The sequence below is a fragment of the Novipirellula sp. genome, from assembly GCF_041583735.1.
GTDB lineage: Bacteria > Planctomycetota > Planctomycetia > Pirellulales > Pirellulaceae > Novipirellula.
In genome coordinates this window covers 1-13,462 of record NZ_JBFHFD010000197.1, presented here as the reverse complement: position 1 = coordinate 13,462, position 13,462 = coordinate 1, and the positions used below count along the sequence as shown (strand labels likewise).

Below are 13,462 nucleotides of genomic sequence, written 5' to 3'. Positions count from 1 at the left end.
TTGCTGAGCACGATTTAATTGCATCGGTTGGTAACGATCTGAATTCACGAATTCGTCGAAATCAAACGTCACAAGTCGAAAGTACACTTTTTCGACGTTGCGGTAGCGAACATCGACGGTCGGCCAGGGGGCGTTCCATACACGTTCGGTCGTGATCGAGGCCGAGGGAGCTTCGATCTGTTTGATCAAGTTGTAGCAGCGGTTACCACCAACACTGTTGGGATGCCGAGCCAAGCCTTGCTCTGCGATTTCTTTGGCTTTGACAAATTCGTTTTCACTATGCAAAACGGCCGCCAGATTATGTAACGCGCGAGCCGAGATCACATGCGACGCATGCTCGTCGGCAAACCGTTTCAGTGCCGATTTGTAGCGAGCCGCTTTCTCTTCGCCAAAGGCGTGGTTGTAGGCGAATTCGAGCCGGTGCAGGTCGGCATCAATGAAAGCCGATCGATCGTCGTCGTCGCGGTGAAATTTCAAGAGTTGTTGATACAACTGGATCGCTTTTAACTTTGGCGAATCGGTGTCCTCGGTCGTGGGGGTCCAGTTTTCAAAATCTTGGGCCACTGCAAATACCGGGCTGTCGGCTCGCAGATCAAATGCATCTTCGCTGCGTGCACCGGCTTGTTCTGCGGACGAGTAAAACTCGAGAGCTTCGTGGACCAGGAAATCCCAAAGCGTGGGGCGATAGTCGTCTGGCGCCGTTCCTGCTTCGATCAATTCGTCGTATTGGGTGATCGCCGTGTTTTGCAGCACTTCGGTATTTTCGAGTGCTTTGTCAAATTGTTTCGCGGTGACTTCCAAAATTCGCGGCAAATCCCACGTGTTGATGTCATCACTGACTGGGGCATCGGTTTGCGTCCGCTGCATGAACCGCCAGCGATTTTGCTGAAAATAATGCCAGTACCAATGGGCGATGATCGCCTGCATCATCGGCTGCATTTCCGCAGGTGACTGCTCGATCTCGGCTTGCATCCGAGCAATTTTCTCTTCCGGCCGATTGCCTTGGATCGTGCCTTCGAGCGAAATTTTCATCCCGATCGCCTTAATCGCCTCGTCGTAATTTTTGGCGGATTTGGCTTTCTTGATAATCGGTTCCAGCTTTTCCACGGCGGTTTTGGGCAGCCCCTGATTGATGGCATTTTGAACCTCGGTCCAGCTTGGATCGGTGGGCTCGGCAGCCCACAACCAAGTGGCACATAACAGCACAAAAACGCTGGCAAAACCGAACTTTTGAAAGTTAGAGATGCGGTAAGACAAGAGGGAACTCGCGCGTTGGGGGTGGCTAGAGAAGGTGCGTCAGTCTGATGTTAACGAACATCAGGCCGTTTTATTAGCCGGAAAAATTTTTAAATCTTTGGCATCGCGGCACCCGCCACCGGGGGCATGTCCGACGGCTTTTTCAGTCCCCGATTGCGATCGCAATTTGCCGCGAACGTGTTAGACGCAGCCCGCGCAGAAAATATCCACGCGAGTGACAAAAAGATGGGAATCCGTACTGCAGATACGATTCCCAATGCGGCCTCCTCGGATCGCCCCCCACTCGCTACGACAGCAGCCCCCACAGTGTGCGGATCGATAGCGCGATCACGACGACGAGCCCAAACCAGCACAGAACTTTGATGGCGATCGGAACTCGAACGGTAAGCTTTTGTAACTGCCACACGATCACGATCGCAAGGATCGGGAAACAGAGCACGGTCAACGCTTGGGCGATCACAATAAAGCTGACCAAGTTAATCCCCGTGATCGTCACAGTGCTGGCGACCAACCAACCCAACAATAGGGCTGCGATCGTCGAGGTGCGAACGCTTGCCGAGGACATTTTGCTGCTCAGTCCGATGGCGTCACAAAAGACCACGCCACCAATCAACGCATTGACAAGAAACGAGCTTGCCGCCCCGGCAAAAATTCCCAGCGAGAAGACGATCTTGGCCCATGTGCCAAACAGCGGTTCAAGCGACATCGCCACCATGCTGGCGTCGGTTAATTCACTCGGCGGGATCACGCCATGCAGTGCGGTGGCGGCAGTAATGAAAATCATTCCGGTGATCAGTGCGAGCGAGGCGATGCCGACAAAACTGTCGACCAGTCCGACTCGCAAATCTGCTTGCGTCCACCCTTTCTCTTTGACTTGGTAAGACTGGTAAAACGCTCCCGCGACCGAGAATGTTGTCGCAATCATCGCTCCGATACTGAGCCATGACACAGCCGCCGCGGTACCACCCGATGCGCTTGCGTCGCCGCCGGAGGCAAGCTTCGGAATCAATCCCATACCGATCTCGCTGATCGATGGCTGTGATGCGATCATGCTTAGTCCGAATGCGACCACCATCATGCCGACCAACACCGCCATCATCCGTTCCACCAAACGGTACAGATCATGGCGTCCTAAAACGACGATCGCGATAATTAAGAGATTGACCAAGAACAATAGCGATGTTTTCGCTAGCGGGCTGAGATCATCCAGCGTCGAGGGGCCGACAAAGCCTCCGGCCGCCATCAGCATCGCGTTGTTATTGGAAGCTTGGAAAAGCGTGATCGCAATCATCAGCGACCCGCCCACGATCCACGCCGCAGGCCGACCAAATGTGTCCGCGACACTCTGGCAGAGCGTCTTTTGGTTACAGACCCCAATCATCATCGAGCCCATCGTCATGCCGATCATCAGCAACCCGGCAAACGGCACCACCCACAGCAAATCGAGTCCATATTCACACCCCACCCGGCTGGCACTGACAATGCTGCCGGGGCCCAACACCACGGCTGCCACGACAATCGCCGGCCCGACTCGGGTGAACCAACTGAACCAATTTTTCGGCGGCGATGCAGAAATTGAGTCATCACTCGCAACAGCCGTGTTTGTTTCGCTATGATCTACCACAATCGTTTACCAAAAGTACAAAAAAATCAGCCAGTCCTTCTGGCCTGCAGCAACATGTTATAGTCAATCTCTATAGAGATTTGGGGCCACCAGCGTTTCGCAGCCCTAAATCTGTTGATCTTCACTATTATTTTTACGACCGGCATTTCCACAGCCGGTATTTCCACCACGCAGACGCTCAGGGGATCTTCCTGAGCGCTCCGATCCCACCTTAACGTTAGAGTGATGATGCGTACGATTCTAGCCGCTGATCGAACCGCCATGGGCCACTGGGTCGCCAAACATGCAGCCGAAGTGATCCGAACCGCGATCCAACAACAGGGACACGCCACGATTGTGATCGCCACGGGGGCGTCCCAATTCGAAGTGCTGGGCGAACTGGTCAAACAGCCCGGCATCGACTGGGGCGCGGTTACCGGTTTTCATCTGGACGAATACATTGGCTTGTCCGCCGACCACCCCGCCTCGTTCTGTCGCTATCTGAAAGAACGTTTTGTCGACCACGTGCCGATTTCTAAATTCAACTTTCTGTATGGTGACCAAGACCCCAAGCAAACGATTGCCACGATCGGTTCGGCACTGCAAAACACCACCATCGACCTGGCCTTGGTCGGCATCGGCGAAAACGCGCACCTTGCTTTCAACGATCCGCCAGCCGACTTCGATACCACGGATCCCTACTTGATCGTCAAACTCGACGAAGCATGCCGCATGCAACAAGTGGGCGAAGGATGGTTCGCCTCGCTCAGCGACGTGCCGACCGAAGCGATCAGCATGTCGGTGCAACAAATCCTGAAAGCAAAACGGATTTTTTGTAGCGTTCCCGATACTCAGAAAGCCAACGCGGTTCGACAAACATTGCAAGGCGGAATCAATCCGATGGTGCCTGCCAGTATTTTGAAGCAACACGAGGGCACGACGCTGATCATCGACAAAGCTTCGGCAAGTCAGTTGTCCGATGAAACGCGAAATGAATTGGAGCCGGTCACGTGAGCGGCTTTATCGACTTGCAAGTCAACGGTTATGCAGGAGTTGACTTTAATTCCGACGAATTGAGCGAAGCCGACTTGGTCGCAGCATGTACCGAATTGGCATGTGATGGAGTCGAGCAAACGTTGGCGACCATCATCACGGCGCCGATGGACCAAATGGTTTCGCGAATCACTCGCATCGCCGATTGGATTGAATCGGTCCCCGAAATTCGCAAACAGATCGCGGGGATTCATGTCGAAGGCCCGTTTATCAGCCCTGTGGACGGCTTTGTCGGTGCGCATCCCAAGGCGGCCGTTCAGCTTGCCACGGCGGACGCCGCCGAGCGATTGCTGGATGCGGGCAACGGACATGTACGGCTCGTTACACTTGCACCCGAAATGGATTCCGGCGCCGCAGTGACGCAATTTTTGCGGAACCGTAACGTGGTGGTGGCCGCAGGGCATAGCGATGCATCGGTGGTCGAGCTGGACCGATGTATCGATGCTGGGCTGGGGTTGTACACGCATTTGGGCAACGGATGTCCGAGCCAATTGCATCGGCATGACAATATTATTCAGCGTGTATTGAGTCGCTCGGATCGCTTGATGATCAGCTTTGTCGCCGACGGACATCACGTTCCGACGTTTGCACTGCGAAACTACCTGCGGTGCATGCCAAGTGAAAATGTGGTGATCGTCAGCGACGCGATTGTCGCTGCGGGACTTGGGCCGGGCGAATACCAATTGGCTGGACAAACGGTCTACGTCGACGATGTTGGCGCCGCCTGGGCCGAGTGCCGGACACACTTTGCCGGTTGTGCCACCACGCTTCCGAGAATGCGCGAGATTCTGATTCGTGATCTTGGGGCAACCGAAACGGAGATCAACGCTTGGATGCGAGACAATCCGAAACGGTTGCTCGGTTACACGCCAGCGACTTCAGCCGCCTTGTAAACCACTTGGGCGCGGCGGAATCCCAGCCGTTCGTACAGGCGAACCGCAGCGGTGTTGTCGGTCGTCACTTCCAGATGCATTTGCGTTAACCCTGCGGCACGAAATCCGCGGGCGGCACGAGCCAGCAGGATCGAACCGAGCCCACGGCCGCGATGCTCGGGTGAAACACCAACATTTTGGATTGCGCCCCAGCCTTCGAGCTGCAACCCTTGGATGGTGCCGACGGGTTCGGCGCGAGTGGACCGAGTTGGCCGGTAATGGACCAACCAAGTCGCCTCGGGAACAAAGCTGATGCGACCGGTAATCTCTCGCATCAAACTCAGACATCCGTCACGCCGAGCCAGGCAGGGGAAAACGTTGGCATCAAGCTCTTCGCGGAAACTGCGGTATTTCGCCGTCGCGTGATCACGAAGCAATTCGTCCGAAAAAGGAACCAATTCGTACCCCGATGGCGTGACTGCTTTGTCCATCATCGGTCCGGTGAGATCAAACTCCATCCGAAATCGCTTGAAGTACGTTAATCCCATCGTGTTTTACCCAGCAACATTGGCTGTCCAGACGCCTTGATCGGGGACACCGCCCTGATTGAGGACACTGCCTTTGGCTTGCAAGCCTGCTTCGTAGGCGTGTCCCACTCTTTTTAGCCTAACAACTTTGAACAAGCCTAGCACGCTGCAAGCTGGCTGTTTTCGCAGTCCCACCGTAAATTGTTTTCCACAGCTTGAAACTCTGCGGCTGCTTCGGTCTTTGCGGGCAAAGCATGTCATGCCTGTCGTAGCGAACGCCACAGCTACTCGACGACTTCAAACACGCCCGGAGCGAGCACTTCGGGTTTTCGTTTCGATCGTGTCACCAAAAACGCAATGATCGCGATCGCTACGACAATCAAGCCGATCCCCAGCAGCGGTCGATAGACGATCCACGCGGTGGCGATGGTCACCAGCGACAGACTGATCGCGATACCTGCCGCAACAATCGTGGTTCCGAACGCAACGATGCTGCCGAACAACGGGATCACGTCCCCCAAGGCTGCGAGGGGTTTCATTCCCATCATCACACCAAAGAACATCATGATCACGCCGGCCCCACGCAGAATCCAAGTCAGAATGACATTGTCGGCTTCGGCGCGGGCGATCATCGCTGCGGGGCTGACCACGCCCAACGCCAGCATATTCAGTTCGGTGCCCGCCTGAGTCCTATACGGCTCAAACGTTTCACCAAACTGTTTCGCCATCACACTGACTTCGGTGTTCGGTGTCTTGCTAAACCAAATTCGCACGTCGCCGATTTGCGGGGCGTCGGTTGTGAAGTTGTCGTCCTGCGAGGCCACCTCGCCCGCATTGGAATCAGTCTCCTCGGGTTCGTCGGTTTGATCATTCGCATCCGCAGCAACCGACTCGACCGATGGAAGGGAAGCGTGCTTCGGATTAGCGGACCAATACAACCGGGGCGAGCCGTTAGGGCCATCGTTTCGCAGCACCGAGTGTTTGCGGATCGATTCAGGCAATGCCTCTTTCGCGAATGACAAAGGCTCCGAGAGATCGATTTGGTTCACCAGTGAATGCGACAGTCGAAAACCGCCCAAGACCACGTCTTTTGCTTGGGCGACGTGGTTTTGAAAAGGCATTTGTGACGGATTGTTGTGCCCTGACTCTTTAAAGTCCGCGGAATCAATCAGGTGGTCGGACCAGCGTTTTTCGTAGCTGTAGGTTGTTGTGGTTGTCGTTCCACCGCCGAGTTTCTTTTTTGTTTTACGATCCTCGTCTTCATCCCATTGGTACATTTCGACGTGTCGGTGCAGCCGAATGCCCTCCAGCGTGATGGCGAACGCATCGTCGGTTAAACGCTCGGACGAATGGGCTTTACCGCTGACATGAATGAAATGGCCCTCGTTTGCAGCATCGGGAGCATCCGCATTCACACGGACCACCGCTCCGGCACCTTCCTTCAAACCTTTGGCGGTACGAACGGCGCGTCCTTCGTTCCAGAACAGCAGCGGAAACGAAATTAGAAACAGCAATCCACCGATGACAATTCCCTTGATCGACCCGACGATTCGGCTAAACCAAGATTCGTGAGTGACTTCGGTAACCATGCAACCGCTTCCGCATCCAATGGGTGAGAAAAAAGACGAAGGGCCGCTGCCGAGTCCGCTGGACTTATCGCGAACATGCGACCCAGGATCCGAGATGATACTCGAAATAGACACCGCCGGGGGACCGTGAATGTTGCGTCAGAATCGTCAGATGACCCTCCGGAGCACAGGGGACGTGAGAAGGGACACGTAACGCAACATTTTGAAGCAGCGTGCACGTTTGTCAGCAAGATAGTCAAATGAGAATGCAACGCACTGGCTGCGGATACTCGTCGGGCTATTGGTCCGACTTCGATTCGAGTTTACCAAGCGAATGTTGGATTGCTCCAATCAATTTCTTCGTCGCGTTGATGGTGAAACGATAGGTGTCCACCTTGTCCTTGGTCTTGTTTTCCCATTGAAGGAATCGCTGCTGTTCAATAGTCGCGTCGGTTAACGCCCAGTCCGCTCCTTGGAGCGATGTTTTGATGGGCCATCGTTTTTGTTTATCCGTCGGTGGCGTCGTGATCTTGTCCGTCAAAGCTTTCACGAACGCTTCGGTTTGGCTCTTGTCCAGCATCAGCATCCCGCCAGCCGAGGGCACCGTTTCACCAGGCTTCAGCGGCACCATCAATGAGATTTGTACGGCCGGATCCATGCCCGCATAATTCGTCGCGTTCACGTAGGTGTAGCCGGTTTGTGAAGATCCGATATGAACGAACGGCGAGGGATCACCAATCCATGATCGATCGCCGATCACGACCGATTGAAGATTGGGATCAAAAGTATTGTCATTGGGATCCCAATCCTCCGCAAATAAAGGGGCTGAGATCATGCAAAGCAGTAAACAACCAATCATCCGATTCACTGGGGCGTTCCTCATTAAGCCATCGTTCCAACTAAGTTTCCTGTGCCGATACCCGTTATATCGGAGCAGACAGTTTAGTCGAACCACGCTGCCAAGAAATCAATTTCCTCTCTAAGATCGGCTTCTACTTAAAAAACAGGTCGCTACGAGCGATTCACTGCGAGATGGTAATCGCGGCCGTCGCTTCGGCGATCGGAAGCTTCCAGTCCGAGATGGCCGAGTTTTCCAGGTCGACGCGACTCGCGATTGCATGTAGCAGCCGGGTTGCATTGCCCTCGGGGGCTGTCTTGAACAGATTGTCCAGATAGTAGGGTGGCGTTGCCTGATAGTAGAGGGTCGCTTTCACGGAGAGTCGACTCGTCTGCACGTCGTTGGGAACCGCGATTTGGTAGAGAGTGGTGTCACTGCCCGTTCCGTCGATAAAGTCCTCGTCACCCGAGGCGACTGGTCCTGGCTGCGTCGCGGTCAAATATGCACCGCTGAGCCCGTGCCCTGGTCCGTCGGCGGACCAACCTTTGGGAAGCAATCGATTGTCCTTCACGGTCGAGCAGCCTCGGACGAAACTGGTCGTGAACCGATTGGCATTGTCTTTTAACAGCGTTTCGTAAATCTGCACCTGACGCGGCGAATTGATCACCCGGTGGTGTGGTTGGAACAATTGGTCGGGATCCTGTTTGTCAAAAAATTCCGTCTCGAGCGGTTCGCCGTTTTCGTCCAAAATTACACCGAGCTTGTTGGTCCGTCCCGAAGCCCAGACGATTCGTTCGTCCGCTAAGCCCGCGTTTTCGAGGACGACAAACTCGATGAAAGCGCGGCGAAAACCGACGCCGGTAGGAAATCGATGTCCAGCCAAATTGGTGACGTGAACTTTCGCTTCGATCGTTTGCTTTCCATCGATCGCGGTTGCGGCGGCATCCACCTTTAAGGCGGCGGTTTGCTGTTGGGCCATCCGGACCATCCCCGCAATCGCCTGATCGGCGCCACGATTTGACCCCGTCATGTAATCCGTTTTCTTGACGCCCAACACGTCATCGAATTGCTTGAAGTACTCTAACAGCCACACGTTCAGTCCGGCAAAGCCGTGCCGCCGATAATCCTCGCGGACACGTATACGTAAATCATCATGTTTCGCAAGATTCTCGGCGTCGGGGTACGACGCGTCCTGAATGGCCGCGATGCGAGTTTGAATCCGTTTATCTTCGTTGCCCGTCTCGGCTGCGAACGTGCGATCGTGCATGTGGCACTGTTGGCAAGATTGCCCGTGGGGTGCGTCTGGATTGGTTTCGTTGTTGAATTGACTGTTCAGCCATTCCAGATAGGTCGCCTGTTCAACATGATGGTGAAACTTTTTAAACTCGGGCACCGACTCACTCTTCACCAATTGTACATCTTCACGCTCGATCTCGCCCGCGACCAAGGGATGATCAATGGTCGGCAGAGACACCGTGTGGCATGTGCCGCATAGCTGAGATTGTTTGATGTAATCGCTGTGTTTGGGTTTGATCCCGATCGCGTGCTGCATCGCATAGCCCGCAAGCTGGTCGTCTGGGTACGGCCCGTAGATTTCGCTGGGTGGTCCGAGGTGTACGTTTCCCGTGATCGACGTTTCTAAAAAATGGGCGAGGTAGGGACGGTCGTCATCATCGGATTGAGGCAGCGGTTGCATCCGGTGGCAAACCATACAACTAACACCTTCACGAATCAGTGCGCCAGTTTCCGATTTTGCATGCACGTCATCCAGAGTAAGTTTACCACGTGGATCACCTGAGTGACTTGTCTGCAAGTGCCCCATCGCTCCATGACACCGCAGGCAGGTATCGACGAGCGTTTCTGAAAGTGACTTCGCTTCGTCGCCCTCACCAAACTGCTGGCGAATCAGTGCAATCTCACTTTCGACTTGTGCATAAAAAACAGGGTCGCGACCAGCCAATCCCATCGGAGTCCATCGCCACTCACCATAGGGTGAAACATTCACACCTTCCCCGCCGTAGGTCGTGTTACTGTCATCGGTAGGAACGAACCCGACCGGGCCCAACGGGCCGGTGAGTCCAGCGTGACAGTTCATGCACTGATTCGAAGTCACAAAGTCACGAATTTCATCCCGGGTCGCGGGCAATGCATCGTGACTCGAGGAAGGCAAGCATGGGGCCGTCGCGACATCGATCGTTTCAATGGCAGCGAATAACCTCAAGAATTCCTCGCTCGGCGTTCTGGAACGTTCTTTTTTCTCGTTGTCAGGTGTTGCCGAGGCGGCTTCTTTATCCGTTTCTTTCCTCCATGAATCGTCAACGCGAAAAAGGATCGGTTCGCCTGGGAAACCCTCGATGTTGCGGAGCGAGGCAAAGGTGAATTCATTGTCAATTGATTCAGGAGACTCTGCGGTAGGAGATTGCGTCGACGCATGGCACCGCACGCAGTAAAGTCCAAACCCTGAATAGGGTTGTTGATTGTTAGCGTGATAGTCAAAAGGCTTTGCGTCGGAGCCAGGGTTGCTCCAGAACCAACCGTCGTGAGAACCGGAGCTGTCCTTCACCATTACCGTCCACGATTCAAGCGAGGCTCGTAATTGATCTTCGGACTTTCCGTGATGCTGGATCGCGGGCGGTGGATACTGTTCTTTGATAATCATCTCGCCATCGGGGATCGGACCGACACGATCACTCCGCAGCCAGCGAATAATTCCGGGCGAGTAGAAGACGCGAACCGCGGGGTGCGTTCCGTAATACACTCCGTCAATAAAGGGACCTGTGTCACGCACCGATTTGTCTTTTCGCCAATTGAGCTGGATGTACTGGCGTCCCGCTAGAAACGAGAAGAGTTGTTGTTCGTATTCATTGACCGTCAGCGTGCTCGGCAAGGGCAGGTCCGCCGTTCTGCCAAACTCGTCTCCATTCGGATCTCGTTTCTGCCCCACTTCGTTTGCCCTGCCCGCCGCATGATCTCCGATCGTCGACGAACTTAAAGGGGGCGGTTGGCGGGCAGCGAGTCGATCGTAAAAGAGAGCAGTGCCAATGACACTGACGAGAAAAACGAACGCGAAAAAGACTCTGGTCTTCGGGTATGGCATCGATTGCGGACAGCGTTGTTTGGGACAGATAGGGCGTCAAGTTGCAATGGCACGGGGTATGCAAACTGCGTGCCTCATCTCGGGTGGAAGGCTGCCAGTGCAATTGGGTGACGCCGTCGACCGAGCTAGGCCGTTGAACGAGCTGGTTTGAACAACAGGTTGGCCGAATAGAGATCAGAGTGTCGGGACGTCGACCACTCGCAGAGTTTGCAACAGGATTTATTTGAGAATCGATTATGACCGTGGATAACTGTATCCATATCGCCAACGCGTTTTATCTCGGCTCGTACTTGTGCAGAGACATCCTCTGGCTTCGCGTCTTGACCTGCGCTGGACTGATTTTTGGCATCATCTTCTTCTGCTGCCAAGCGGAAGCGATGTTTGCTCCGGCGTCTTGGATGGGAGTATTTCTGATGGTCAACTTCGTTCAAATTTTGCGGACGATTCGCGAGCGTAGCGACACCAGACTTAGCGCAGACCAAGAGGAAATCGGTTTGCTTTTGCTGCAGAGATTAAGTCGTGAGGATATGCTGAATATTCTCACAAAATCGATGTGTGATAGCGACCGTCGGTCCAAATTGCTCGAGAAGAGCAAGGAGATCACGCTCAACGAAGAAGAACGGATTGTTCGCAACATGGCCTTTGACCGATTGTCCGATCAGGAATTGATGAACTTAATTGTGCGACGGTTTTGGAAATCGATCCGTCGTCGGCGGAGAGGCTGGTTTCGATTTGTGGGGCGACCTCGCAAGCGGTTCTTTGAAGTGATCGAGCCGGTAACGTAGGCAAGCACGATCGCAATGAACATTTTCATGGCATCGCGTACGGCAGTTCGTAAACCGCATAGGTTTGGTTCTCGTTTTCTGCGAGCGGATAGACGCGGACCAATGGCATATGCTGGCCTGTGATTCGTCGATCCACGACAATGTAATTCACGCCATACTTTTCGCGGTACTCGATCAACGATTGATAGTGAATCGTGACCCGAATCGTGCTCAGCCGGACCGGGTAGACTTCTCGGAAACGCTTGTACCACTGGTCCAAGCTTTTTGAGTCCTGAGGCACGTCTTTCCAGTTCACCACCTCCGCTCGCTCAGCGTACCATTTAAAACTTTGTTGATGACGTGGCGTCAAGAAGACTTCGTCCACATCGGTCGCCAGACGAACCCAATCACATACCTTTAACCAATCCTCAAACACCCGTTGTTGTTTCGCAGGCGGTGCGTCGACGTCCCAGCCCAACGTGGCATTGCTTGCCGACGGCGGTACTCCCAGTCGCATGCGGTCGAAACTACTGATCCCCACCAAGACCACACAAATCGCTAATCCTGCGTAGCCTGAGATGAACATCGACTTTGCCTCGTGCCGCTGCGAAATACAACGCATCAGCAACAGCGAGAACCAAAGGGCGACCACGGCGTCGGACAGCCGAAACCAGTAGTACCGCAACAGTTTTGCCGCCAAATCGGGCGAGTAAGTCTTTAAGCTTCCCAGCATCAAACCGATCACCGCAATCGTGATCGCTCCGATTGCAAACCCACGAATACGATTCCATTGCTCACGTTCACTTTGATGACGCGTGATCCAGGCAATCGCGACTGCGCTGCCGAGCAACACTGCGTGCCGAACATACCAGTGGAACTGAAAGTTTGACGGCAATAAATGATGCGGCAACCGATAGTAGGTGTAGATCCGCGCCGCTCGAACCGAGTCTGCTGCGTCGCCACCCATCGTCAACCATAGCGCCGGCAAGACGCCGATCAACGCGATCGCGCCACCGAGAAACAACGCCGGAGTGAAAAACGGTTTGCGGTGCTCGCGAGGTCGTTCGCTGATCAGCCACGCAATCGCCACTGCGACGACCGACCAACCGCCCGAGAGCACATGGAATGCTGAGGCGATGCCGAGCAATATCCAGACACGATTCCATCGGCGGTGAACCAGTTCGGCGAGCGCCAACAAGACAAATCCGTACGCAGGCACCTTGGCTTCGATACCGCCGATCACCCATTCGCCTGCGAGATTGCCGTACTCGACTGCGGCGATCCAAGCGATCGCGACCCCGAGCGTGGCAAACCGCATCGGAACGAGTGTCGTGGTGAGTCGATACAGCCCGATGGCAATCAAGGTCCAACCGACAAAGCGGCCGATCCACGCGGTGGCCTCAAGCGACAGGAATAGCGTCGGCCACCCAAACACAACATAGAACGTCGTGTGTGCCTTGCCCGACGCCGTGAACAAATCGTTGGCACACCAATCGGGCTGCCAGAAATTTTTTGCTTTTACTAAATAGTGAGCTTCGTTCACCATCGGCGGCGCGTCGGCGGCGTAGATAAAGAACAGCGCGACCACCGCGATCACTTCGAGTGCTGCCCACCCCATCGACCGCTGGCCCTTGACCGCTAGCGGGTGCGGGATCGGTTGTTCCGCTGCCGAAGTCTCCTGACTCGCCGACTCGTCATCCTCTGGCATGAAATCCGCTACCTCAAAATCAGGTGATACAAAAACAGAATCCTTCGCGTTCTTCAAGCGGCTTCAAACTTCTAGCGGCTACAAAGATCGGCAGCCATGCGGATCGCCGACATCATACTGGCGTGATTGGCGACCCCTTTCCAGGCCAAATCCATTGCGGTGCCGTGGTCGACAC

At 54.5% G+C, this 13,462-nt stretch carries 10 protein-coding genes and 1 pseudogene; 3 read left to right on the top strand and 8 right to left on the bottom strand.

Features of this window, described 5'->3' with window-relative positions; all coding sequences use genetic code 11:
• Nucleotides 1–1,257: pseudogene (locus ABX962_RS15920) on the bottom strand (alpha-2-macroglobulin); the annotation flags it as partial.
• Nucleotides 1,258–1,543: 286 nt separating this feature from the next.
• Nucleotides 1,544–2,881, bottom strand: coding sequence for an NRAMP family divalent metal transporter (locus ABX962_RS15915; RefSeq protein WP_372721043.1), 1,338 nt, complete (start codon nucleotides 2,879–2,881; stop codon nucleotides 1,544–1,546).
• Between the two features lie 225 nt (nucleotides 2,882–3,106).
• On the opposite strand from ABX962_RS15915, the gene ABX962_RS15910 reads away from it, so the two are divergent.
• Complete coding sequence (locus ABX962_RS15910; protein ID WP_372721042.1) at nucleotides 3,107–3,874, top strand: glucosamine-6-phosphate deaminase; 768 nt, start codon at nucleotides 3,107–3,109, stop codon at nucleotides 3,872–3,874.
• On the top strand, nucleotides 3,871–4,806 hold the full coding sequence (locus tag ABX962_RS15905) for an N-acetylglucosamine-6-phosphate deacetylase (RefSeq protein ID WP_372721041.1): 936 nt from the start codon (nucleotides 3,871–3,873) through the stop codon (nucleotides 4,804–4,806). Before ABX962_RS15910 ends, ABX962_RS15905 begins: the two co-directional genes overlap by 4 nt.
• On the opposite strand, the gene ABX962_RS15900 is transcribed toward ABX962_RS15905, so the two are convergent.
• The 4 genes from ABX962_RS15900 to ABX962_RS15885 form a co-directional block, all read right to left on the bottom strand.
• Nucleotides 4,776–5,333 (bottom strand): GNAT family N-acetyltransferase, encoded by a 558-nt coding sequence (locus ABX962_RS15900; protein WP_372721040.1) that lies wholly within the window; start codon nucleotides 5,331–5,333, stop codon nucleotides 4,776–4,778. The genes ABX962_RS15905 and ABX962_RS15900 overlap by 31 nt on opposite strands.
• A 263-nt stretch (nucleotides 5,334–5,596) precedes the next feature.
• A complete protein-coding gene (locus tag ABX962_RS15895) occupies nucleotides 5,597–7,015 on the bottom strand; it encodes a TMEM43 family protein (protein ID WP_372721039.1) in 1,419 nt (472 codons plus the stop codon).
• Nucleotides 7,016–7,178: 163 nt separating this feature from the next.
• Entirely contained in the window at nucleotides 7,179–7,748 is a 570-nt protein-coding gene (locus ABX962_RS15890; RefSeq protein WP_372721038.1) for a hypothetical protein, read from the bottom strand.
• Nucleotides 7,749–7,902: 154 nt separating this feature from the next.
• A complete protein-coding gene (locus ABX962_RS15885) occupies nucleotides 7,903–10,662 on the bottom strand; it encodes a hypothetical protein (RefSeq protein WP_372721037.1) in 2,760 nt (919 codons plus the stop codon).
• Between the two features lie 389 nt (nucleotides 10,663–11,051).
• Here ABX962_RS15885 and ABX962_RS15880 point away from each other — a divergent pair, with 389 nt between their 5' ends.
• On the top strand, nucleotides 11,052–11,600 hold the full coding sequence (locus tag ABX962_RS15880) for a hypothetical protein (protein WP_372721036.1): 549 nt from the start codon (nucleotides 11,052–11,054) through the stop codon (nucleotides 11,598–11,600).
• Nucleotides 11,601–11,625: 25 nt separating this feature from the next.
• On the opposite strand, the gene ABX962_RS15875 is transcribed toward ABX962_RS15880, so the two are convergent.
• On the bottom strand, nucleotides 11,626–13,287 hold the full coding sequence (locus tag ABX962_RS15875; RefSeq protein WP_372721035.1) for a DUF6798 domain-containing protein: 1,662 nt from the start codon (nucleotides 13,285–13,287) through the stop codon (nucleotides 11,626–11,628).
• A gap of 71 nt (nucleotides 13,288–13,358) precedes the next feature.
• Nucleotides 13,359–13,462 (bottom strand): 4-hydroxythreonine-4-phosphate dehydrogenase PdxA (locus tag ABX962_RS15870; protein WP_372721044.1); only part of this gene is annotated, 104 nt, incomplete at its 5' end.